Genomic DNA, 23,043 nt, shown 5'->3' with positions numbered 1-23,043 from the left:
CGACAACGCGGCATGGGGGTCCCCCCGCGCCGTTCAGGCGTGGGGGAGTGCGTGCCAGGCGTCGCGAGGCAGGCGGGACTTTGAAGACAGGCCCTCGCACCGGCCGTGGCCGGACATCTGGGCGGCCGGCGCAGGCAACCGCGGTCCTCATCGGAACGTCTCGAAAACCAGACGAGAACGACGAGAGTTGAGCAACTGGTGACGTTCGCACATTCCCGTGATGCGTGCGGAGACGACTGGCCGTTGGTGGGGCGCGAACGCGAACTCGCTGCCATGGACGCCGTGGCCGCCGACGTCTTGTCCGGCCGTCCTCGCGTCGTCCAGCTCGAAGGGTCGGCCGGCATCGGCAAATCGGCCCTGCTGAGCACCTGGTGGGACCGTAACGGGCAGTTCCGGGTGCTGCGGGCCCGCTGTCACCCCCTGGAGCGCGCCTTCGCCTTCGGTGCCGTCCGGCAGCTGTTCAAGCCGCTGCTGGCCGCGGTCTCCGACGCCGAGCGGGCACGCCTGCTGGAAGGGTCGGCGGCGGCCACGCTGCGGGCCCTGGACGACGCCGCCACGGATCCGCTGCCGGAGAACGCGAACGTGACGGCCTCGACGCTGCGCGAACTGGACGCACTGGTCGCCCGGCTGGCCCGCCGGCAGCCCCTGCTCCTGGCCGTGGACGCCCTCCAGTGGATCGATCAGCCGTCCCTGCGCTGGCTGGTCCACTTCATCGGGCGGGCGGACAGTCACCCCGTGCTGATCGCCGTCACCACCCGTAGCGCCGAGGGCCGGCGGCTCGATCCGCTGTTCGCCGAGCTCGTCCGGCCCGCGAACTGCCGCACCATCGTCGTGGAGCCGCTCGGCGTGGACGGCGTGGGGCAGCTGGTGCGGACGCTCTGGGGAGCCGAGGAGCCCGACGCCGCGTTCTGCGCCGCCTGTCACGCGGCCACCGGCGGGCATCCGCTGTTCGTCCGTGCCCTGCTGCACCAGGCACAGCGCAGCGGTGTGAAGCCGACGACGGAATTCCGCGACCGGATCCCCACGGTCACCCTCTCCACGCTCGGCGGGGAGATCTCGCACCGGCTCTGCCAGGCGTCCGACGAGGTCGTGGCGCTGGCGCGGGCACTGGCCTTCCTGGGCGACCGCAAGCCCCCGGAGCTGCTCGCCGCGTACTGCGGGACCGGGCGGGCCGTGGTGCGGTCCGCGGCCGGCGAACTGCGGTCGCTCGGCCTGCTCCGGGCGGACGGCGACCCCCGCTTCACCCACCCCGTCGTCCGCGACACCGTGCTGGCCACGCTGTCACCCGAGGAACTCGGCGTCGGGCATGCGCGGGCGGCCCAGGTGTCCTGTCTGAGCGGGCGCCCCGACGAGGAGGTCGCGGCCCATCTGCTGGCGGCCGGCCCCGTCCACGGTTCCTGGGTCCTGCCCGCGCTGCGCCGGGCGGCCACCGAGGCACTGCGCCGCGGGGCACCGGAGACCGCCGTGACCTATCTGCGCTCCGCGTTGCACCAGCCGCTGGACGAGCCCGAGCGCGCCCGGGTGCTCCTGGAACTGGGCACCGCGGCCAGCCATTACGATGCCGCGCTGGCCATCTCCTGCGTCACCGGCGCGCTGGAGGGGCTGACCGACGAGGCGGCCCGCAGCGACGCCCTGGGGGTGCTGGCCTACTCCCTGCTCCTCTCCCGGGGGTCCCGTACGGACCTGTCGAGCGTGGACCGGAAGATCGCGGCCCTGAGCGAACGGCTCAGCTCCGGCCCCGGTGCCGCCGACCGCGAGCTGGCACTGCGGATGGGCGCGCTGCGCTCATGGATGGAGTTCGAGCGGCCGTCCGTCACCGGCCCGGCCCCGGCGCCGTCCCCCGGCGGGGACGACGACCTGGCCGACCGCACCGCGGGCGAACGCCAGCTGCTCGCCATCCGCGCCTTCCACGCCCTGCGGGCGGCCCTGCCCGCCCCGTACGTCACCGCGCTCATCGAGCGGGCGTCCGTCAACCTGCCGGCGTTCTCCCACGATCTGTTCCCGCTGCACTACTTCGTCGCCCAGACCCTGCTGTACCTCGACGAGCTCGATACGGCCGACCGGCTCAACCGCCATCTGACCCGGGAGATCTCGGGCCGGGGCATGGAACTGCTGGTCTCCTCCCTGACGGTCTACCGCGCCGTGCTGGCGCTGCGCCGGGGAAATATCGCCGAGACCCTCGCCGCGGCTCAGGACGCCGCGGACCACGCGTCCCCCACCGGGCGGCTGCCGTACGCCCTGACCCTCGACACGATCAGGATCGACGCGCTGCTCGCCCAGGGCCGGGTCGAGGCCGCCGAGCGGGTGGCGGTCTCGCATGCCGTGGCGGGGCAGACGGAAGTGGCCTGGGAGCGGCCCCGGTTCCTGATGAGCCTGGCCGCCCTGCGGATCGCCCAGGGCGAGCTGCGGTCCGGGCTCTCCCTGCTCCGCGAGTGCGGTCACCACTGCGAGGCGCTGGGGACGGTCAGCCCGGCGATGTCCCCGTGGCGCTCCCGTGCGGTCCCCGTCCATCTCGCACTGGGGGAAACCGGGCCGGCCCAGGAGCTGGCCGAGCAGGAGCTGGACCTCGCCCGGCGCTGCCGGCTCCCACGGGCCCTGGGGGTGGCGCTGCGGGCGGCGGGGGCGGCGGCAGCGGGCTCCCGGGGGCTCGACATGCTGGCCGAGGCCGTGACCGTCCTCAGACCCACCCCCGCACGCCTCGAACTCGCCCGCGCCTGCCACGATTTCGGTATCGCCCTGCTGCACCGGGACGACAAACGCGGCGCCCGCAGAACCCTGCGCGAGGGCCTGGACCTCGCCGTCGGGTGCGGTGCCACGGTGCTCGCCACGCGCCTGGAGGAGGGGCTGCACCTCGCCGGCGGCCGGGTCGCCCGCTCCGGGAGCCAGGGAATCCGGGGGCTGACCGCGGGGGAGGAACGCGTCGGCACCCTGGCCGCCCAGGGATACAGCAACAAGCAGATCGCCGAACTCCTCGTCGTTTCCCTGCGGACCGTGGAAACCCATCTCACCGGCGCCTACCGCAAGCTCGGGATCACCGGGCGCCCACACCTGGCGGCGGCGATGGCCGAAGCGGGCCGGCTCGGCAAGGGGAGCGTCCCGGCGGACTCCTGAGTACGGTCGCACGGTCAAAGGCTCCGCACCCACAGTTCAGAAGCCCCTCAGACGACTCTCAGAAGCCCCTCACCTTCCTTACGGTGAGGGGCTTTCGGTATGTCCGTGGGCGGCCCGCGCTCCCGTGGTCCGCCGGCCGCGGGAACCGTGGTTCCTCGTGGTCCGAAGCCGTGGTTCCCGTCTTCCCGTGGCATTTCTCGTGGTTGCCCCGCAAGGGAATCTCCGGGTACCGAAGTCTTAGCCGGATCCAATTGATTCGGCAGCTCTCTCATGACTTACTCATCGCACGGCGTCGAATTCTCCCGGCGCCCCGCACAGTGCAAGAGGGAGTAACAACCGTGCAGATCAACCATCGGGCTGTATTCGGTCTCCTCGCGGTGGGGGCCGCGTGCTTCTCCACCGTACTCTCCGCGCCCGCCGCTTATGCGGGTTCCCAGAACTACATTCAGATCACCAACCACGCCGGCATCCTCGCCAATACCTGTTACAAGTGGCGTGATGCCGAGGGAAAGAACTACTGCCACAACGTGCGGCCGGTGAACGACACCTGGCAGGCGTATTTCCCCGAGGAAGCGACCGGCGCAAAGATCGATCTCAGCACCAGCATCGTCGACTACGCCACGGTGGACACCGCCGCGGTGACCGACACCAACAAGAACCACTGCTTCGAGATCACCGGTCTCGTCGACCGGCCGAAGCTCCAGGAAATCGGCTGCTGAAGCACCCGGAACGCAGGGAGTGCCGCCGTCACGCCTTCCTGCACATCGGAACGACCCAGAACAGAGCGAGGAAACGTTGATCTCCACATCCACCCCCGCATCCCGCATGGCGCTCACCCTCGGCGCCGTCGCCGCCGCGCTCGCCCTGGCGGCGCCCGCGGCCTCCGCCGCCCAGGGCTCCGGCCTTCCTGACGTCAATGGCCACACCGACAAGTGGGTGGAGGAAGGCAGCCCCTCCGTCACCTACGACAACGGTTACCAGGTGAATTCCGCGGAAGAGGTCAAGCGCGCACTGGAACAGTGCAAGGGCAGCCAGGTGTCCTGCTCCTCGACGACCACGGAATCCAAGCAGGTGACCAAGTGGTTCGACGTGGACAACGCCGGTATGGGCATCGGTCCCATTCAGAACTGTAGTCCCGGCGCCGCGGAAATAAACCAGACGCTCAGTGGCACCCGCACCTTCAGCTGGGGCTGGAACGTCGGTGCCAGCGTCGATATCTCGCTGGTCAAGGACAAGCTGGGCGTGGGCGCCTCCGCGCAGTACAGCGAGACCAACACCGAGTCGAAGAGCGGCGACATCAGGATCACCATCAAGCCGGGGCAGAAGGGGATGCTCCAGCTGGGCCATGACATGGAACAGCGGGTCTCCGATGTGACCATCCAGGGCGGCGAGTTCGGCGGCGCGAAGATCTCCGGACTGCGCACCGAAATCCCGCTCAGCACCTCGGCACGTGCCGACACCGACGTGGTCGAATGCGGCGCCACCCTCAAGAACGGGCGCTGAGCCGCCGCTCCCACGCGCGTCACTCTCACGAAGGGTCATCCTGTGCGGAACATCAAGAAGTCGGCGGCCTACGGGGTCGCCGCACTGGGCCTCGCGCTGGTCGGCGGCGCGATGACGGCACCGTCGGCCGCGGCCGCGGGCTCGGGCAAGTACATCAGTTTCTCCAACAAAGGCTGGTTCATCGCCGAGACCTGCTACCACTGGGCCTCCTCGACCACCCCGGACTCCTGCGACAAGGGGAAGGCCATCGGCACGGACTGGCGGGTGGAAATCCCCGATGACGCCAAGGGCGTCAAGGTCGAGGTGACGGTGGACGGGCAAATAGCGGGTGACAATGTGTCGCCGCAGATCACCGACCTGAGCCGCGACTACTGCTACGAGCTGAGTGGCTACACCTGGGGCCCGAAGAGAACCGACAAGACCTGCTAGGGCGTGCCCGGACCATTGAAGCGAGAGGTGAACTCCAGCATGCGAAGCAAGAAGCGTTCCCTGGCATACGGTGCTGCCACCCTGGGCCTCGCCCTGGCCGGCGCGGTACTGACGGCGCCCTCCGCCACCGCCGCCTCGGACAACTACCTCCAGTTCGACCACCAGGCGGCGTCGCTCATCGACACCTGCTATGAGTGGAAGGGCCCGGACGGAATAGAGAAGAAGAACTACTGCCACAACGTGCGGCCGGTGGGCGACAGCTGGAAGGCGTATTTCCCCGCGGAAGCAACCGGGGTCACGGTCCAGGTGCACTGGTCGGGCGGCTCCACGCCGCTGTACATCAACGAGCCCGACAAGAACCACTGTTACCGGATCGAAGGAATACTCCCGAACATCCACGTCCTCGATTTGAAGTGCTGACCGGCTGACCCCGGGGCCCGTCGGTGTCTCCTGCCGACGGGCCCCGCGCATTCCACCCTCCGGCACTGTCCGGCCGAACTGCCTGCCCGAAACCTGGACAGCACATCCCCGCCTCCATAAGGTCCTCACCATGGTCCACACAATCGAACCCGCCGCAGAGCCTCCGGTGACTCTCACCAGCCCCTACGACCTGCTGACCGGCTATCTCGATTTCTACCGGAACACCGTGCTGCGCAAGCTGGAGGGAATGTCCGACGCGGAGCTGAGGGCCGGCCGCCTGCCCACCGGATGGTCACCCCTCGGATTGTTCAAGCACCTTGCCTGTGTGGAATTGCGCTGGCTGCAATGGGGGTTCGAGGGCGAACACATCGAAGAACCCTGGGCCGACTTCAAGGCCGGCTCCGGACCGTGGCACGTGGGCCCCGAAGAGTCATTCGAGGACATCAAGCAATTCTTCCAGGAGCAGTGCACCCGGTCCCGCGCCATCGTCGCGGCGGCCCACCTGGAGGACCGGGCAGCCACCCTCGGCGGAACCATCCCGCCCGACGAAGACCGCCCCACCCTGATCTGGATCCTCTTCCACCTCCTCCAGGAGTACGCCCGCCACGCAGGCCACCTCGACATCGCCCGTGAACTGGCCGACGGGGCGGTGGGGGAGTAGGAGGGCGTTTCCCGGCGGGACGGAAACGACCTCACGTCGCGCCTGCCACCGCGCTATACCGTGGCGACATGTCGGCGTTCATACAACAGCTCCCCGCCCTGATCGGCGTAGTGATCGGCGCCCTTGGGTCGTACTTCGTCAGCATGCGCGGCGATCAAGTCCGCTTCCGTCGCGAGCAGGCGGCCCATTGGGACGAGCGGCGGCTGACGACCTACGCCGACTTCGCCAGGGCGCTGAAGAAGAGCGTCACCCTGACGTACCGCATCGCGGCCCACCTCGGCAACGACCCTCACCCGCACCCCTTGTCACCCGAGGAAGCGGCGCCCCACCTGGCCGACGCCACTGATGCCCGGGATCCAGCCGGGGAGGCCCTGCTGATGCTGGGCACCCCGGAGGTGGTGGAGAAGGCCCGGGAATGGGTCGTCGTGGTGATGGAGATGGAAGGGTTCCTGCGCGACCGGACGCAGAGCCCGGAAGCGTGGTCCGCCATGCTCCAGCGCCAGCGCACCGCACGGGAGGGGTACTACGCCGCCGTCCGCCGCGACCTGGCACTCCCACCCGGCCACTCCGGCGCATGGCAGCTTCCGCCGGCCCGGACTCGCTGAGCAGACAGCGCGCCGGCGGCCCGTCGCCCTCCGGCCCCCCTCAGTACGCGGCCCCCTGGCCAGTGCGCCCCAAGGAGCGCCCGGGTGAGCCGCGTCTCACCCCCGTGCCGCCCCTTGTCTATGCAACGAGTTGCATAGAAGGATCGGGGTATGGCGCTCGAGCACGCGATTCTTGTCTCCCTGCTGGAGAAGCCGGGCTCCGGCTATGAGCTGGCCCGGCGGTTCGAGCGGTCCATCGGATACTTCTGGACCGCCACCCACCAGCAGATTTATCGCGTCCTCAAGCGGATGGAGAGCGACGGCTGGATCGATGTCCGCGAGGTGCCGCAGCAGGCCCGGCCGGACAAGAAGGAGTACTCCGTCGCCGCACTCGGCCGGACGGCGCTCGCCGCGTGGCTGCACGAGCCGATCGAACCGGAGAGCGTCCGGCACGACCTCGCCGTGAAGATCCGTGGTGCGGCCTTCGACGATCCCGCCGCGCTGATCCGTGAGGTCGAGCGGCACCAGCAGATCCACCGCGAGCGCCTCGCGCACTATCTGGCGGGGGAACGGCGTGACTTCACCGGCCCCGAGGCGCCTGCCACGCCCGACGCGGGCCAGGAACTCCAGCACGTCGTACTGCGCGGCGGTATCGCCTACGAGCGCATGACACTCGACTGGCTGGACGACGTGCTCGCCACCCTCCACCGCCTCCGGCCCGAGCGCTGAACCGGCGCCCGGGTGGGCCACACGTCTGCCCGGCCGCCGCGCTCGGGTCCGCCACCGAGCCGTCCCGTCCACCACCCGCACACCGCAACCTGAGCCGGAAAGGCGAACCTCCATGGCTGACCCGCTGCTGTTCAACCCCCGCACCTACGACCCGGCGCACTTCGACCCCGAGACCCGCCGGCTGCTGCGCGCCACCGTCGACTGGTTCGAGAGCCGCGGCAAGCGCAAGCTGATCGAGGACTACCGCTCCCGCGCCTGGCTGTCGGAGTTCCTCGAATTCTCCGGCAAGGAAGGGCTGTTCGCGACCTTCCTCACCCCGGCCTCCGCCGCGGAGGGGAACCAGGACAAGCGCTGGGACACCGCCCGGATAGCCGCCCTCAACGAGATCTTCGGCTTCTACGGGCTCGACTACTGGTACGCCTGGCAGGTCACCATCCTCGGCCTCGGCCCGGTCTGGCAGAGCGACAACGCCGCCGTCCGCGCCCGCGCCGCCGAACTCCTCTCCCAGGGCGAGGTGTTCGCCTTCGGCCTGTCCGAGAAGGCGCACGGCGCGGACATCTACTCCACCGACATGCTGCTGGAGCCCGACGGTGACGGCGGCTTCCGCGCCAGCGGATCCAAGTACTACATCGGCAACGGCAACGCCGCCGGACTCGTCTCCGTCTTCGGCCGCCGCACCGACGTCGAGGGCCCGGACGGCTATGTCTTCTTCGCCGCCGACAGCCGCCACGAGGCGTACCACCTGGTGAAGAACGTCGTCGACTCCTCGAAGTACGTCAGCGAGTTCCGCCTGGAGGACTACCCGGTCGCCGCCGCCGACATCCTGCACACCGGCCGCGCCGCCTTCGACGCCGCCCTCAACACCGTCAACGTCGGCAAGTTCAACCTCTGCACCGGCGCGATCGGCATCTGCGAGCACGCGATGTACGAGGCCGTCACCCATGCGCAGAACCGCATCCTCTACGGCCGTCCCGTCACCGCCTTCCCGCACGTCCGCCGCGAGCTGACCGACGCCTACGTCCGCCTCGTCGGGATGAAGCTGTTCAGCGACCGCGCCGTCGACTACTTCCGCTCCGCCGGCCCCGACGACCGCCGCTACCTCCTCTTCAACCCGATGACGAAGATGAAGGTGACCACCGAGGGCGAGAAGGTCATCGACCTGATGTGGGACGTGATCGCCGCCAAGGGCTTCGAGAAGGACACCTACTTCGCCCAGGCCGCCACCGAGATCCGCGGCCTGCCGAAGCTGGAGGGCACGGTCCACGTCAACCTCGCCCTGATCCTCAAGTTCATGGGCAACCACCTGCTGAACCCGGCCGAGTACGCGCCCGTGCCGACCCGCCTCGACGCGGCCGATGACGCGTTCCTCTTCCGGCAGGGGCCGGCCCGCGGTCTGGGCGCCGTACGCTTCCACGACTGGCGCACCGCCTACGACGCCTTCGCCGAGGTGCCGAACGTCGCCCGCTTCCGCGAACAGGCCGACGCCCTCTGCGAGTTCGTGACCACCGCCGCCCCCGATGAGGAGCAGAGCCGCGACCTCGATCTGCTGCTCGCCGTCGGCCAGTTGTTCGCGCTGGTCGTCCACGGTCAGCTGATCCTGGAGCAGGCGCAGCTGACCGGCCTCGACGAGGACGTGCTCGACGAGCTGTTCGCCGTCCTCGTCCGGGACTTCTCCGCCCACGCCGTCGAGCTGCACGGCAAGGACTCCGCCACCGAGGCGCAGCAGAACTGGGCGCTGGGCGCGGTCCGCCGCCCGGTCGTCGACGACGCCCGTTCGACGCGCGTCTGGCAGCGGGTGGAGGCGCTGTCCGGGGCGTACGAGATGGCCCCGTAACCACGCCGCGATCCGCCGCAGGCGCCCCGGTCCGGCAGGCTCGGCCCCGTCCACACAGGTCGGCTGAGCCCGCCGCGCCGAGCCCGCCCCGACCCCAGCTCCCACTCCGGACCGCACCCCGGCCCCCATCCCCGACGGACCGCGGTCCCCGGGAAGTTCGGCCTCCGTCCGGACCAGAACCATCGCCGTGGTGTCGGCGGCACTCCTGGTCGCGGGAGTCTCCACCACCCTCGCCCTGCTGAACGGCGGGCAGGGTGAGTCCGGCGACGGCACGTCCAAGCACGGCACCACCGAGGCCACGTACAACGCCGCTGTCGGCCACATCCTCAAACCAGGGGGCGGCAAAGGCGTCACGCTGAAGTTCGGCAGCGCCGCCGATGCCGACTCCTGGGACCCGCAGCGCAGCTATTACGGCTCCGTGGCGAACTTCGCCCGTTACTACACGCGCCAACTGGTGACCTACGACCCGCGGTCGAGGGGCACCGCACTCACACCGGATCTGGCCACGTCCAAGGCCAGGATCTCCCACCAGGGCCGGACCTACACCTACACCCTGCGCAAGGGGATGACCTGGGAGGACGGGTCGCCCGTCACCTCCGGGGACATCAAGTACGGCATCGAGCGGCTCTGGGCGGCGGACGTCATCACCGGCGGACCGGGTCACCTCATGGAGGCGCTCGACCCCGAGGGAAACTACCGGGGCCCGTACAAGGACATCTCGGCGAAGGGCCTGAAGCGATCGAGACGCCCGGTCCCGGAACCATCGTCTTCCAACTGCCCCGCGCTGACGAGTGCGCTGGGCAAGATCGGCATCGAGGCGAAGGCCGACCGGTTCGACGGGGCGCGGATGACCACCCTCGTCGGGGTGCCGAACGAGGTGCGGAAGCGGGGCTACGGCATCGTCCTCACGAGCTGGAGCGCCGACTTCCCGACGGGGCAGGCATTCTGGCGACCGCTCGTCGACAGCCGGACGCAGTCGCCGAGCGGCAACGCCAATCTGGCCGACGTCGACTCCCCGGCTCTCGACAAGCTCCTCGACAAGGCCGTCGCCGAAGCGGACCCGAAGGCGGCCGGTGAGATCTACGAGGAGATCAACCACCAGGTCTCCGAGGGGGCCTACTACCTGCCGCTCGTTTACGGCAGGTACGTCAGCTGGCGCAGCCCGCGGTTGACCGATGTCCATGTCGCCGACGCCTACGGTGGCTACGACTATGTGCGGTTGGGCGTCCGCGGAACCTGACCCCGCAGGCTTCACCGGACAAGCGGCCTGATCCTTACCTTTCAGGCATATCGGATATCTCCGGCTGTGTGGTAGGACGCAGCGACTATGATCCGGTCAAGCTCAGCCCGCACCACGACTGGAAGAGATGTGCTTCTGCTCCGCTCCTCGTCTTCCCCGAGGCCGGTACGGATGACGTCGCTCGCACTTGCGGCGACGGGCATCGTGGCGCTGTTGGGCGGCTGCACGGGGAGCGGGGAGCCGCTGAGCGCCGGCCATACGTCGGCCGCGTCCGCCCCGGTGCGGCTGTGGCCGGATCGCAAGCCCGCGCCGCAGCCCGAGCGGGGCCGGGGCGAGAACCTCCCCGCCGCCGTTCCCGGGGTGCCCCGGGTGCCGTCCGGGGACATCCGCAAGGCGCCGCTGCTCACCGTCGTCAAGGCACAGATGGACGCGGGCTCCGCCCTCGACGGCGGACCGCAGTTCGACTCCGCCACCGAGAGCCGGATCGTTGCCTGCGCCGAGGCGCCGGAGCGCTGCCCGGTGCGGAAACCGCAGTACCAGGATCTGACCGGTGACGGGAAGCCCGAATTGATCGTGGGCATCGAGTCGCTGGACCGGTCCCTGGCCCTGTGGGCCTTCACGCTGCGCCACGGGGTGGTGACCCGGATCATGGACGCCGGCGCGACTCCGCTGTCGGTGGAGATCGCGAACGGCGATCTGATCCTGCGGGAGCCCACGGGCACCCCCGGCTACGCCACCCGCACGGTGTACGAGTGGGACCCCCGGACGCAGGCCATGACACTGCGGGCCATGGAGTTCGACGAAGCGGACTCCGCCACCCCCGCACCGAAGAGGACGCCATGAGCGCCGGCCGGCCTCGTGCGCGGCTGCGGCTGCCCGCATGGACGGCGACGCTGTACTGGAAGTTCGCCGTCTTCGTCATCGTCATGTGCTGTGTGCTCGCCACGGTGGTCGGCGTGCTGGTGCACGTCCTGGTCGGCCGGCAGACCGAAGAGCAGGCCCGCAGCGCCGCCCTGGCCGAGCTCGACACCGTCGCGGCGGCGTATGTCGCGGGAGAGCCGCTCGGCCGCAACGCCGCGGTGAACCCCGCCGACCTCCCCGCCCCGCTGCGCGCCATGGCGCGGCAGGGCGAGCGCGGCACCCAGCTCGGCGAACACCGGGGCCGCCCGGTGATGTGGGCCGTCACCCCCGCCGACGGCAGGGCGCTGGCCGTCCACCTCGACCACACCCAGCGAGCGGCCGCGCTCCGCGGGCTGGACCGGGCCATCATCGGCTCCTCGGCCTTCGCGATCGCCCTCACCCTCCTCGTCGGGCTGTTCGCCGTCTCCCGTATCACCCGCCGGCTGCACCGCACGGCCCAGGTCGCCCGCAGGATCAGCACCGGCGATCTCGACGCCCGGGTGGACGATCCCCGGGTCCTACGCCCGGATCAGGCCCAGGACGAGGCCGCCGCGGTGGCGGCCGCACTCGACGCGATGGCCACCGCGCTCCAGGCCAAGCTGAACAGCGAGCAGCGTTTCACCGCCGATGTGGCGCATGAGCTGCGCACCCCGCTGACCGGACTGCGGGTGGCGGCCGAGCTGCTGCCGCCCGGCCGTCCGACCGAGATGGTGCAGGACCGGATCGGGACCATGAGCCGGCTGACCGAGGACCTGCTGGAGATCTCCCGTCTCGACGCGGAGGTGGAGCAGGCCGACATCGACCTGCATCAGCTGGGGCCGCTGGCCGAGCGTGCGGTGCGGGCCTCCGGGCTGGCGGTCGAGGTCCGCATCGAGCGGGACGTCCGGGTGGAGACCGACCAGCGCAGGCTCCAGCGCGTGCTCGGCAACCTCGTCGCCAACGCCCATAAGCACGGCCGCCCGCCGGTGATCCTGACCGTCGACGGCCTGACCATCACCGTGCGGGACCACGGCGACGGCTACCCCGGCCGGCTCCTCGACCACGGACCCCAACGCTTCAGCAGCCACTCCGGCAGCGGCAAAAAGGCCGGCCACGGCCTCGGCCTGACCATCGCCGCCGGCCAGGCCCGGGTCCTCGGCGCCACCCTGCACTTCTCCAACGCCCCCGACAGCGGAGCCGTAGCCGAACTCGTCCTCCCCCCAACACCCCCGGACCGGGGCCTCCAACAGCCGACGGGCGCGGACGACTCGTAGGGCCGGTCCGGCACCGACTGCCGCGCCCCGTCGGCGTAGAGGGACCGACCCCCACCCCGTCACACCTCCGAGCGCAACAGGTCCAGTTCGCTGCCGATGCCCTCCCGCAGGGCCTCGTGCTGGGGGCCGAGCCGGAACCGGGTGTCGCTCCACCGGTCGCGTGGATGGAGCCACACCGGTGCACCCACCACATCGGCCGGTTCCCAGTCGAACCGCGGCCAGACATGCGCATGCAGGAAGGGATCCGTGTTGCCCAGGATCTCCAGATTGACCCGCCGGAAAGCCGGGTCCAGCCGACGGCAGGTCCGCTCGACCGCTTCGCCGAGCCGGTCCATGTCCGACAGGAACGACAGCCGCTTGCTCTTCGGGAGGTCCGACAGCCGCTGCACCTGCGGTTCGTCCACCAGCAGAACCGAGTACCCCGGCAGGAACTGCACATCACCGATCGCCGCGAACCCGGACTCCAGCCGTCGCAGCACCGTCGGGTTCTCGCCCCGCAGCGCAGCCCCGATCCGGTCCGTCCGCCAATCACCAGTCATGGTCAGAACCTATCGGCAGGTAAGAGGCGTTGAGTGCGTGGCGGGAAGGTGCTCAGTCGACGGAGCCGCTCGTCAAGCAGTCCCCGGGTCGAGGGCTCCGCGCACGTGGAAGCGCGTGGGCCCGGCGGGCAGTCGCCTGCCGGCCGGGCCCGCGCTCCCGAACGCGGGGAGCGTCAGAGCTGTTCGAACCCTCAGAAGAGACCCTGCGTCAATGCGACCGAGTCGGGTACCGCGATCTCCTCGGGGGCGGTCAGGGGCATGACGCCCAGGATCTGCTGGATGACGTAGTGGGCGGACATCATGGCGCCCTCCTGCCAGCCGGGCAGGGGGGAGATCTGGTCGCCGGTGACGAAGAAGGCGTCGGTGCCCTCGGGCTGGAGCAGTTGTTTGTATGCCTTCTTGTGGGCGGGCTGTTGGGGCTTCCAGGCCGCCCAGCCGCCCAGTTGGTAGGGCACCTTGTGCCAGGCGATGGAGATGCCCTGCTTGTCGGGGACGAGTTCCTTGTTCTTGAATTCCGGGTGCAGTTGGACGGCGCCCTCGCGGGCGAGTTGCAGGCGCTTCTCCGGGGTGAGCTTGCCGAGGGTCTCGGCCGCGCTGCCGAAGTTGTAGGCGCCGGTCAGGGTTCCCTTGTCGGAGAAGTAGTCGTTGGACGGGTACCACATCTGCGTGATGTTGTGACCGGTCCAGCTGATCCCGCCGTAGATGCCCTCGGTGTCGTCGCAGCCGCCGAGGTCGCCCTCCCAGAAGCGGCGGTTCGCCTGCCAGCCGACCTTGCAGGTCTTCTCGAACTCCACGACGCGGAGCGCCTGCTCGAAGGGGTCCGAGAAGCGGGTCAGTTTGATGGTGCGGAGCACCGGGACGGGGATGTTGCTGACGCAGTAGCGGGCGTCGGCCTGGAGCTCGTCGTCGCCCTTGCGGTATTTCAGGCTGACGCCGAGGCCGCGCGGACCGATCTCGATCTCGCGGACCTCGGCGCCCAGCACGATCTTCGCCCCGGCCCGCTTGGCCTCCCGCGCCAGTGCCTGGACGATGTGGTCCATGCCGCCGACCGGCTGGAACATCGTCGCCTGCCACAGATGGTCGACCGGCTGGTAGAAGCGGGTCTTCCAGAAGCCGGAGTGCACCAGATCCTCGAAGGACAGCGGTGGGGCCGGGACCGGCCACTCCGCGATCTCGGGGCTGTCCAGGTAGCCGGAGCGGGTCGAGCCCCGGTACTTGCCGTTGGCGTCGAGCGCGCCGAACACCCTGAGCAGATCCCGGAGTTCACCGGTGAAGGCGTCCCGGCTGACCAGTGTCTCGGCGAGCTTGGCCGCGAGGTGGCCGCGGGTGTCGTTCGCCACCCGCCGGTTGGGCCAGGTCACCTCGGCATGGGGCGGACGGACCCGGTTCGCCGTGGTCTCCATGACGTACGGCTCCAGGGCCACCCCGAAGTCCCGGCAGTAGTTGAGCACCCGCCGGTGGTGGTACGGGATACGGCCGGGCCCGAGGTTGAGGTACAGGCCCTCGTCGAACTCGCAGCGGTGCGTCGGCTTGGGCGTGCCGTGCTCATCGAGCTCGTAGAGCTGGTCGCCGCGGCGGGCGGTGCGGCTGCGTCCGCCGATGCGGTCCTGTGCTTCGAGGACGGTGACCCGGTAGCCGAGCATGCTCAGCTCGTACGCCGCCGTCAGGCCCGCCACACCGGCGCCCAGGACCAGCACCTTCGCATCCGCGCCCGGGGTTCCGGCGGGCCGTACGGTGCCGGTCCAGCCGGTGGCCTCCGGCCCGGACAGCCCGCTCATGGCGTGCCGCAGCGCCTTCGCCGAGTCGTCCACGGCGGTGTCCGTCGCGGGCCGCCGGGGCCCACGGCCGGTCATCGTCTGCTCCCTTCCGACGCCCGGCCGGCGGGCGGCGGACAGTTCTCGTCGACCTTGTACCGCATGGCCTCGGGATAGTCGTGCCGGTCCAGCTGCACCCGCACCACGATGGGGCCCTGGTTGATCGCGTCGCTGGGTTCGGCGATCCGCGCCAGCAGGGTGGTGAGTTCGTCGTGCCGGCGGACCGCGAAGCCGTGCATCGGGTGCTTGGCGGAGCCGAAGACGTCCGCGAGCTTCTCGTAGCGCCAGGGGTGCAGTTCGTTGTAGAACTCGGCGCCGTCGGAGCGCGGGGCGCCGTCCTGGTAGTAGCAGGGGTGCACCAGCATCTGCTCGATGCCGTAGAACGCCTCGTTGTCCAGGACGAACACCACCGGGCGCAGACCATGCCGCACATGGGTGGACATCTCCTGGCAGGTCTCCTGGAAGGAGCCGTCGCCGACGAAGACCATCGGCCGCTTCTTCGCCCGGCTCCGGCCGAGCGCCACCCCGGTGGCCGCACCGACCGAGTAGCCGATGGACAGCCAGCTGTTCTGCGCCACGTACGAGGCGCGCTCGGCCATCCGCAGATTCATCGAGCCGATCAGCGCGAACGCGGCGTCGCACACCACCGTGAACGGGTTGCTGCGTTCCTCCGGCGGCTCGCTGGTCTGCGCTTCGAGGAAGGCGTTGAGGTGCCGGAAGAGGCTGTCGTACGTCACGTTCTCCGGGTACGGTCCGCCGGTCTGGGAGGCCAGGTAGGCGGCGGTGCTGTCGGGGACCGCGAGGCCCGCCTGATGGGCACGGGCGAAGTAGTCCGCCGCGAAGGCCCCGTCTCCGAACTCGGCCACCAGGCGTTCCCGCAGCGCGGGGAGGAACCCGGCGAGCTGTACATCGGGGAAGTACGAGGCGCCGACATGCACCCCGTCGTGGGCGGCGACCGCCCAGTCGTCACCGATCGACCGCACACCGCCGAGGTTCTTCGAGGTCGCCCACGAGCCCAGGCCGATACGGCAGCCCGCGTCGTTGAAGACCTCGGCGACCTTCGGGTTGCTGGCCTTGCCGTTGTAGACGCCGGAGAAGCCCGGGGTGTACTCGGACACCACGGATTTGGCGCCGATGGTGGTGCAGAAGGGGATGCGGGTCTCGTGCACCAGCCTCTCGAACTCGTCGGACAGCCGGAAGCGGTCGATCTCCTCCCCGGCCCACAGGATCGGGTCGCCGTACTCCCGGATCAGCTCCACACATGCGTCGACCGCGCGGTCGAGCATCTGCTGCTTCTTCACGGTGACGGGCCGCTCGCGCCGCGTCAGCCGGCCCTGCGGCGCGGGACACTGCGCCCCCCAGACGTCGTCCATGACCTCCAGATAGACCGGCCGGCGGTGCGAGAGGCAGGCGGTGATCGCGCTGTCGATCTGGGTGGGGGCCAGCCCCGGGTTGGAGATGGCCTGGGCGTCCACGGTCACCTGGCGGTAGACCTCCAGGTTGCTCTCCGGGCGCTGTGACATGTGCGAGGTGAGCAGGCCGATCGCCTGCTGGTTGAGCCACTGCTCGTAGGAGGGAGCGGCGTTGATCGCGATCAGCGGTACGTACTCGGCGAAGGCCCCGCCGATCGCGTTGAGCAGGTTGAACGCGCCCACGCTGTAGGTGACCGCGACCGCGCCGATGCCCTGCTCGCCGAGCGTGATCTCCGCGTCGGCGGACTTCACCCGGGCATAGGCGTCCGCGGCCTGGCCCGCGCCGCCCTCGGTGGGGGTGCCCACCCAGCGCACCGAGGTCTTCTCGTGCAGGGTCGACAGGAACGGGCCCAGGTGGTCGCCCGGAACGCCGAACAGATGGGTGATACCGAGCTGTTCCAGCCGGCGGCCCAGATACTCGGCCACCGTGCAGGTCGGGGAGGCGGTCATGACGTCAGCACCCCCTCGCGAGGATGATCCGACGACCCGGCGGCCCGGCGCTCGCGGGGAGCCGCGGCCCGTGCGCCCATGGCGCTCTCGTCCGCCGCGGGCGCCTCGTTGACGGCGAGGGCGGCACGTACGGCCGTCTCCACCGCACCCTCGATCCAGGCGTGCTTGAGCGACACATGCTCACCGGCGAAGTGCACCGGCCCCTCGGGCCGCACCACATCGAGGTGGAAGCTGGTCATCTGATGCGGGGTGTAGACCGCGGCCTCTCCGCAGGCGTACGGGTCCCGCAGCCAGCTCTGGGTCTGGCCGGCGCCGGTGTAGAAGACCTCGATCCGGCGGCCGTGTACCGACTGGAGGTTGAGCAGGGCGTAGCTGTAGCGCTCGGCGTCCTCGAAGGAGTCCCAGCGCGCGGCGTCGTCCGACCAGGAGTAGCCCGCCAGCACCACGCCGCCCTGACTGCCGGGGACGGGGTGCGAGGGGTAGTACATGAAGCGGTTGGGGTTGTCGGTGGTGGAACCGCCGCCGTAGGCATGGGTGGCCGGCCGGATCCCGCCGCGCAGCGGGGAGTTGCGGTAGTACTCCACCTGCTGTGCGCTGATGTTCTTCTCGTCCACGCTGGGGTGGGCGCCGAGCAGCCCCGTGGGCAGGTCCCGCAGGCTCTGCGGAACGGCCAGCGCGGCCTCGGCCTCGTCCTCGCCCCGCTGCTGGTAGTAGTCGTACAGCCCCGGCGCGATCGCGTCGAGCTCCCGCTTCCAGTCCTCCTCGGTGAACTCCCACCAGCGGCGGGAGAATTCCAGCAGGACCTTGGTCGCCTGGTCGTAGTGCGTCTCGATGACGGCCCGGCGCTTCTTGTACGAGAACGGCGGGGTCACGGCGGTGAACCGCAGGCTGGAGAACGGGATGGTGACGATCGCCAGGTCCCCGGTCCAGGTCTCGACCGGGCCGTTCGGGTCGTCCTCGGGCACGGTCTGGATGGCGACGGCGGGGCCGCCCGGTCCGGCGAGCCCGCCGTGATGGCCGTCGCGGCCCGGGTCGTAGTACTCCAGCCGGACCATCCGCTGGCCCATCACGATCTGGTCGCGCAGATCCTTCGCGAGCGCCTCCGGGAGCTTCCGGCTGCCGCCCTCGATCTCCCAGTAGGTGGCGGTGGGGTCGATGTCGCTGCGGCCCAGGAAGCTGTGGAAGAAGGCGAGGTGCAGCCGCGAGGTCATGTTCTCGATCGTGCCGATCGCCTCGATGGCCTCATCGCTGAACCCGGCGTACTCGCGCAGGAAGCGGCCCATGGAGAAGCCGTCGAAGTCGCGGACGACCCCGGCCCAGCCGTCCAGCCACTCCTTGAAGGGCTTGTTGACGCGCTTTCCGTCGCTCTGTAGCACGGAGTAGTAGTCGCGCACCGGCTCCAGCGCCTGGTGGACCATCTCGGACACGGTCAGCCGCGATTCGCAGCCGGTGAGGTGGAAGCCCTCGTTGATCTGGGACGGGTCCTTGGCGTAGTGGGCGCGGCGCACCTGGGCGCGGTTGGTGCGGATCCAGGTCTGGTTGCGCTTGTCCGGCTCCCGGAACTCGGGGCTGGGGTCGCCGTACGTCCAGATCTTGCCGTCCTTGAACGACTTGTAGATCACCGGCGGGACCGGGGCGGTCTGATTGCCCGTCGACGGATCGATGTCGACGTTGAAGAACAGCCGCCGCTTCAGGCCGAGTTTGTCGATCAGCGCCAGGGTCAGCGGGTGGAAGCTGGGCAGCCGCATCGCCCCGGCCTCCGCGTACTGCGCCGGGTCGGTGAAGGGCGGCGGCTCGCCCTTCTTGGCGTGGAAGGTCTTGATGCGGCCGCCGACCCGGTTGGCGTTGGCCTCCAGGATCGTCACATCGTGACCGGCACGGGTCAGCAGATCGCCGGCCACCAGACCGGCGATGCCCGCGCCGACGATCAGGATGCGCTTGGGGACGGCGGGGCGCTCCAGCCCCTTGTCGATCAGTACTTCGAGGTAGCGCAGCTTGAGGTCCTCGTTGGCCGGCTCGGGGCCGACCAGCAGCAGTTCGCGGGCGAGCTGCTGATAGGTCTTCTCGTCGGCGCGCTCGGCTCCGGTGGGCTCACGGCGGAGGTCGGTCACGGCTCAGCCCTTTCCGTCCAGGGACTCGTTCGCGGCGAGTCGGCGCAGAGTGCTGATGGACGGGGTGAAGGCGTACACCGCACCGGTGGTCTGCACGAACCGGTTCATCGAGACGGTGCCTTCCTCGCCGTCGGCCAGCACGATATGGGCGTCCGGGCTGCCGGAACCGCCCTGCCGGATGGTGCCGGTCACCTTGTCGATGCCGTTGGGAGAGCCGGGATCGCCCGGCAGGAAGTTGGGGTTGTTCGACCAGGCGCGCTGGAGGAACTCGAACTGCCGCTCCAGCGAGGTGCCGTAGCACACGAACATCAGGCCGCGGTCCGCGTCCGCCTTGTCGGCCGCGTACGCGGGGCCGTACGGAATGCCGCGGCGCATGACGCGGTGCTTCTGGGTGGCCTCGAAGTGCCGGGGGTTCGACCTGCGGATGTGCGCGGCGCAGGGGGTCTGCTTCCCCTTGCCGTCGTTCTCGTAGGTGAAGTCGTTGCGCTCCGGACCGACCCCGGTGACCGGGTTCTCGCCCTGTGCGAGGGGCGTGCCGTCCTTCTTGCGGCCGACCAGACACGCGCCCAGCAGCTCGGGGGAGATGGCGTGCGGCCGGAACTTGCCCGCTTCACGTTCCACCGCCTCGTTCCAGCCGGGGACGTCCTGCCGCAGCCGGCGCACCACCTGGAGCGAACCGTTGTCCATCCACGTGGGTGCCTCGGGCGGTGCTCCGCTCTCACTCTGGTGACCGAAGACGAACTCGCCGGGCTCGACCAGGGTCGACCCCGGGCGGTTGTCCCGGACACCGGGGTTCTCCCGGTCCTCACGGTGGAAATCCTTGACGCCCGGCTGCGAAATGGCGTCCTTGTACCCGAAGTGCTCGTGGCCCCGCAGATCTCCGGTCAGGGTGCGGCCGTCGTCCTGATGGACCAGGGTCACCCCGTGCGCCGAATCAGCGGCGGCGATGTTCCGGAGCTTTTCGTTCAGCGCCTCTTCCGTGTCCGCGGCGACGATCAGCACGGCGTGGACGCCGCTCCGGTCCGAGCCGAAATACCAGTGCTCGGGCGCACTCGTCCCGTCGTCGCCGAGGTCCGGAGCCCGTCCGGCCGCACCCTTCACGAACGACTCGAACGGCGCCAGATCCGTCTTCACCTTCTCGGGTTCCCGGGCCACCTGGAGCAGGCCCTGGAACGTCAAGGACACACCGACCCAGGTCGCGACGAGGAACGGATCCTGGCCGTAGGCCCGGCGGGATAGCGAGAACTCCTCATTGAAGTCCTCGACCGTGGCGGTCACCGAGACCGTATTGAGCATGACGGACAGCCAGCCACGGCCACTCGCACCGTCGGGGAAGCGGACATAGCGGAACGCCATATAGTCCTTGTTGAAACCGGAAAGAATGTTGCCCTGGATTTCCATGGATCTGCGCAGCGGCGGTTCCGGAAGCTGCTCGATATCCGGGGCACCGGTGGGGCGCAACGAGGTAGTGGTCACTTCTCTCCTTCAGGGGAGCTGCGGGTGCTCCGGGGGCCTCGGGAAATTCGCATGCAGGCGAAGACGGCTCCCGGCACGCAGAGGTGGAGGTCGGTACGGAAGGGCACAAGGGCACACCAAGGAAGCCGGTGCACGGCTTGTGTCGCCAGCCCAGCACCGAACCTGCCGCCTCGCAGGACCACCGACGCCAAACGGAGCACCCGGCCACCCGTTCCGGTGACGGATCTCGCCCACCCGGTCCGCGGGACCTCGCCCACCCGGCGCCGCGAAATCGGAGAATCTACCCCTCTGGGCGGTGCCCTCATCCCCACAACCGCTCCGCACGGATGCACCGGTCCGCCGAGGCTGCCGTGGGCGGTCGGACCGCACCCGGGGCAGGCGCCGCACAAGACCGGGGGCAGCGCGAGTGCGCCCCTCTTCGCGCCCCCGGATCACTACGTTTGCGCTGTTCACCACCCGTACCGAGGGTCGGTGCCGGGCCCGGTTCGGGCGTGGGTGCGGGGCTTCACACCTTCTGTTGAAGGCCCCGATGTGCGGCCTCGGAGCGACGGGAATTCAGCGGATCCTGCTCCGTGGTCGGGCGCGCTGCGCCCACGACGGAAGGACACGGCTATGCGACGCACCATCGTCGGCACCTGCGCTGCTCTCGCGGCACTGGCCATCGGGCTGGCCGGCCCCGCCACCGCCGCTCCGGTTCCGGTGACGGCGCTCAACTGCGATGGCGACACCTACCAGTGCACGGCCAACCTCCGCTTCGGTGACGACAATTGGAAGGCGAGCTGGGGCGCGAACATCTTCCACCAGACACCCCGGTCCGCCTCTCGCGCGCCGGTACCGGTGACCGCGCTGAATTGTGACGGCGACACCGGAAAGTGCATCGCCAACCTGCAATTCGGTGACGGATACTGGCGGGCGAGCTGGTCCGCCACCATCTTCCACCAGGGGCTCCGCTCCGCCGACGGCACCCGGCTGGCGGCTCCGGTCCCGGCGAACAGCCTGAACTGTGACGGCAACATCGGCCGGTGTTCCGTCAACCTCCAGTTCGGCGACGGCAATTGGAAGGCCAACTGGGCCGCCACCATCTACCACCTGTAAGCGGTCCTCCCCTCGGTGAGGGGTTGAGCAGCAGGATCGGAAAGGGCCCGGGGACGCATGCTGTCCGTCCCCGGGCCCGTGCGCGTACTTCACCGGGCGGCCGCCCGTAAAGGCCGTCCCGTACGCAGCGGCAGCAGCCATAGCCCCGCACGCCCGCTGCCCGCATCCACGGCGCGGAAAAAGGGGCGGCGGAATAACCGCGTACGCGGGGCCATGATGCGGGCGTGACGCTCATCTACGTATTGTCATTTTGATCGCCGAACGCATCATTGCTGTCACGTACACGCCTTCTTCCGATCCGTCGGGAACCCTACCGTCGCAGGCACCCGAACATTCGACGGCGGCAACTTCCGCTCCGCGAAGACCCGTTCACGAATCGACTCGTGAAAGGGGGACGGAGTGGCGGCTGCCCAGGGAGAAGTCATGTCCGAAGCCATACAGCAGCAAGGAAATCCGCAGGCCCCGGGCTCCTGGCCCGGTGGGGACGGGGGAGGGGGAGACTGGCCCAGATATCCCAGACTCTACGACGCCATTCCGGCCTCCGGACCGGCCGCCGGGGGAAACACCGTCCTGCTGACCGGGTCCGGCCTCCAGGGCACGAGTCTGGTCACCTTCGGCGGCGTCCCCGCCACCATCGTCACCCAGGACCCCTACGGCAACTCGGTCACCGTCCTCGCACCGGCACACCCCGCGGGCACCGTCCAGGTCGTCGCCACCACATCCAGGGGCATCTCCAACCCGGTGAGCTACACCTACACGGTCACCCCGCCGAGCGGTCCGACGGTCACCGCCCTCGTGCCCAACACCGGGCCCACCACGGGCGGCACCGCGTTCGCCATCGTCGGCAGCAACCTCACCGGCGCGACGGTCACCTTCAACGGCGTCGCGGCCCTCGGCGTGTCCATCAACGCGGCGGGCACCTTGCTCACCGGCACCACGCCGCCCGGCCCGGCCGGCAACGTCCCGGTCGTGGTCACCACACCGGCCGGGACCACCACCGTCGCCGGCGGATTCACCTACACGGCACCGCCGCCCGTCGCCACCTCGCTGTCGCCCTCGTCGGGCAGTACCGCGGGTGGTACGGCGTTCGTGATCACGGGGAGCAATCTGAACGGGGCGTCGGTGACGTTCAACGGGGTTGCGGCGACGGGGGTTTCGGTCAATGCGTCGGGTACGGCGCTGATCGGCTTCACCCCGGCCGGTCCGCCCGGCAACGTCCCGGTCGTGGTCACCACTCCGGCGGGCAGCGCCACGGTCGCCGGCGGGTACACCTACACGGCGCCGCCCCCGCCGGTCGTCACGTCGCTGTTGCCGCCGTCGGGCAGCGCCGCGGGTGGTACGGCGTTCGTGATCACGGGGAGCAATCTGAACGGGGCGTCGGTGACGTTCAACGGGGTTGCGGCGACGGGGGTTTCGGTCAAT

General features: G+C 69.9%; 19 protein-coding genes. 14 read left to right on the top strand and 5 right to left on the bottom strand.

The window, feature by feature from the left end; translation table 11 throughout:
- Positions 1–198: 198 nt before the first annotated feature.
- The 12 genes from ACFWJW_RS34165 to ACFWJW_RS34110 all read left to right on the top strand — a co-directional run bounded on the left by ACFWJW_RS34165 (position 199) and on the right by ACFWJW_RS34110 (position 12,664).
- Positions 199–3,111 (top strand): AAA family ATPase, encoded by a 2,913-nt coding sequence (locus ACFWJW_RS34165; RefSeq protein WP_387248514.1) that lies wholly within the window; start codon positions 199–201, stop codon positions 3,109–3,111.
- Between the two features lie 338 nt (positions 3,112–3,449).
- The gene (locus ACFWJW_RS34160) at positions 3,450–3,830 is read left to right on the top strand and encodes a hypothetical protein (RefSeq protein ID WP_387248512.1); all 381 of its coding nucleotides are present in this window, start codon (positions 3,450–3,452) and stop codon (positions 3,828–3,830) included.
- Positions 3,831–3,906: 76 nt separating this feature from the next.
- Positions 3,907–4,614: a hypothetical protein gene (locus tag ACFWJW_RS34155; RefSeq protein ID WP_387248510.1), complete on the top strand. Its 708-nt coding sequence runs from the start codon at positions 3,907–3,909 to the stop codon at positions 4,612–4,614.
- A 42-nt stretch (positions 4,615–4,656) separates the two neighbouring features.
- Entirely contained in the window at positions 4,657–5,043 is a 387-nt protein-coding gene (locus ACFWJW_RS34150; RefSeq protein WP_387248508.1) for a hypothetical protein, read from the top strand.
- A 39-nt stretch (positions 5,044–5,082) separates the two neighbouring features.
- Positions 5,083–5,463: a hypothetical protein gene (locus ACFWJW_RS34145; RefSeq protein ID WP_387248506.1), complete on the top strand. Its 381-nt coding sequence runs from the start codon at positions 5,083–5,085 to the stop codon at positions 5,461–5,463.
- A 130-nt stretch (positions 5,464–5,593) separates the two neighbouring features.
- On the top strand, positions 5,594–6,124 hold the full coding sequence (locus ACFWJW_RS34140; protein ID WP_387248504.1) for a DinB family protein: 531 nt from the start codon (positions 5,594–5,596) through the stop codon (positions 6,122–6,124).
- A 68-nt stretch (positions 6,125–6,192) separates the two neighbouring features.
- Positions 6,193–6,729: a hypothetical protein gene (locus ACFWJW_RS34135; protein ID WP_387248502.1), complete on the top strand. Its 537-nt coding sequence runs from the start codon at positions 6,193–6,195 to the stop codon at positions 6,727–6,729.
- Between the two features lie 150 nt (positions 6,730–6,879).
- Positions 6,880–7,437, top strand: a complete 558-nt coding sequence (locus ACFWJW_RS34130) for a PadR family transcriptional regulator (RefSeq protein WP_387248500.1) — start codon at positions 6,880–6,882, stop codon at positions 7,435–7,437.
- Positions 7,438–7,549: 112 nt separating this feature from the next.
- The gene (locus ACFWJW_RS34125; protein ID WP_387248498.1) at positions 7,550–9,271 is read left to right on the top strand and encodes an acyl-CoA dehydrogenase family protein; all 1,722 of its coding nucleotides are present in this window, start codon (positions 7,550–7,552) and stop codon (positions 9,269–9,271) included.
- Between the two features lie 190 nt (positions 9,272–9,461).
- A complete protein-coding gene (locus ACFWJW_RS34120; RefSeq protein ID WP_387248496.1) occupies positions 9,462–10,511 on the top strand; it encodes an ABC transporter substrate-binding protein in 1,050 nt (349 codons plus the stop codon).
- A 171-nt stretch (positions 10,512–10,682) separates the two neighbouring features.
- Complete coding sequence (locus tag ACFWJW_RS34115) at positions 10,683–11,354, top strand: hypothetical protein (RefSeq protein WP_387248494.1); 672 nt, start codon at positions 10,683–10,685, stop codon at positions 11,352–11,354.
- Positions 11,351–12,664 (top strand): ATP-binding protein, encoded by a 1,314-nt coding sequence (locus tag ACFWJW_RS34110; RefSeq protein ID WP_387248492.1) that lies wholly within the window; start codon positions 11,351–11,353, stop codon positions 12,662–12,664. Before ACFWJW_RS34115 ends, ACFWJW_RS34110 begins: the two co-directional genes overlap by 4 nt.
- Positions 12,665–12,723: 59 nt before the next feature.
- Here the strand turns inward: ACFWJW_RS34110 and ACFWJW_RS34105 are convergent, their stop codons facing one another.
- The 5 genes from ACFWJW_RS34105 to ACFWJW_RS34085 form a co-directional block, all read right to left on the bottom strand.
- Positions 12,724–13,203 carry a diadenosine tetraphosphate hydrolase gene (locus ACFWJW_RS34105; protein WP_387248490.1) on the bottom strand — a complete coding sequence of 160 codons (480 nt, stop codon included), beginning with the start codon at positions 13,201–13,203 and terminating at the stop codon, positions 12,724–12,726.
- Between the two features lie 191 nt (positions 13,204–13,394).
- Positions 13,395–15,056 carry an FAD-dependent oxidoreductase gene (locus tag ACFWJW_RS34100; RefSeq protein WP_387248488.1) on the bottom strand — a complete coding sequence of 554 codons (1,662 nt, stop codon included), beginning with the start codon at positions 15,054–15,056 and terminating at the stop codon, positions 13,395–13,397.
- Positions 15,053–16,939, bottom strand: a complete 1,887-nt coding sequence (locus tag ACFWJW_RS34095) for an alpha-keto acid decarboxylase family protein (protein WP_387248486.1) — start codon at positions 16,937–16,939, stop codon at positions 15,053–15,055. The genes ACFWJW_RS34100 and ACFWJW_RS34095 overlap by 4 nt, the downstream gene beginning before the upstream one ends.
- Positions 16,936–19,050 (bottom strand): flavin monoamine oxidase family protein, encoded by a 2,115-nt coding sequence (locus ACFWJW_RS34090; protein WP_387248483.1) that lies wholly within the window; start codon positions 19,048–19,050, stop codon positions 16,936–16,938. Before ACFWJW_RS34090 ends, ACFWJW_RS34095 begins: the two co-directional genes overlap by 4 nt.
- Positions 19,051–19,053: 3 nt before the next feature.
- Positions 19,054–20,526, bottom strand: a complete 1,473-nt coding sequence (locus tag ACFWJW_RS34085; RefSeq protein ID WP_387248481.1) for a Dyp-type peroxidase — start codon at positions 20,524–20,526, stop codon at positions 19,054–19,056.
- A 612-nt stretch (positions 20,527–21,138) separates the two neighbouring features.
- On the opposite strand from ACFWJW_RS34085, the gene ACFWJW_RS34080 reads away from it, so the two are divergent.
- Positions 21,139–21,621 (top strand): hypothetical protein, encoded by a 483-nt coding sequence (locus ACFWJW_RS34080; RefSeq protein WP_387248478.1) that lies wholly within the window; start codon positions 21,139–21,141, stop codon positions 21,619–21,621.
- A 423-nt stretch (positions 21,622–22,044) separates the two neighbouring features.
- Positions 22,045–23,043, top strand: a 999-nt coding sequence (locus tag ACFWJW_RS34075; protein ID WP_387248475.1) for an IPT/TIG domain-containing protein, incomplete at its 3' end; no start/stop codon positions are given.

The sequence above is a fragment of the Streptomyces sp. NPDC127097 genome (assembly GCF_042724075.1).
GTDB lineage: Bacteria > Actinomycetota > Actinomycetes > Streptomycetales > Streptomycetaceae > Streptomyces.
Note: the sequence above shows the minus strand (reverse complement) of the source record. Positions and strands in the feature narration are given on the sequence as shown.

What these genes read in the sequence shown, in the direction of transcription:
- ACFWJW_RS34145 (WP_387248506.1), top strand. Translation starts at nt 5,083, where the DNA reads ATGCGAAGCAAGAAGCGTTCCCTGGCATACGGTGCTGCCACCCTGGGC.
- ACFWJW_RS34080 (WP_387248478.1), top strand. Translation starts at nt 21,139, where the DNA reads ATGCGACGCACCATCGTCGGCACCTGCGCTGCTCTCGCGGCACTGGCC.
- ACFWJW_RS34130 (WP_387248500.1), top strand. Translation starts at nt 6,880, where the DNA reads ATGGCGCTCGAGCACGCGATTCTTGTCTCCCTGCTGGAGAAGCCGGGC.
- ACFWJW_RS34135 (WP_387248502.1), top strand. Translation starts at nt 6,193, where the DNA reads ATGTCGGCGTTCATACAACAGCTCCCCGCCCTGATCGGCGTAGTGATC.
- ACFWJW_RS34095 (WP_387248486.1), bottom strand. Translation starts at nt 16,939, where the DNA reads ATGACCGCCTCCCCGACCTGCACGGTGGCCGAGTATCTGGGCCGCCGG.
- ACFWJW_RS34115 (WP_387248494.1), top strand. Translation starts at nt 10,683, where the DNA reads ATGACGTCGCTCGCACTTGCGGCGACGGGCATCGTGGCGCTGTTGGGC.
- ACFWJW_RS34100 (WP_387248488.1), bottom strand. Translation starts at nt 15,056, where the DNA reads ATGACCGGCCGTGGGCCCCGGCGGCCCGCGACGGACACCGCCGTGGAC.
- ACFWJW_RS34140 (WP_387248504.1), top strand. Translation starts at nt 5,594, where the DNA reads ATGGTCCACACAATCGAACCCGCCGCAGAGCCTCCGGTGACTCTCACC.
- ACFWJW_RS34110 (WP_387248492.1), top strand. Translation starts at nt 11,351, where the DNA reads ATGAGCGCCGGCCGGCCTCGTGCGCGGCTGCGGCTGCCCGCATGGACG.
- ACFWJW_RS34105 (WP_387248490.1), bottom strand. Translation starts at nt 13,203, where the DNA reads ATGACTGGTGATTGGCGGACGGACCGGATCGGGGCTGCGCTGCGGGGC.
- ACFWJW_RS34125 (WP_387248498.1), top strand. Translation starts at nt 7,550, where the DNA reads ATGGCTGACCCGCTGCTGTTCAACCCCCGCACCTACGACCCGGCGCAC.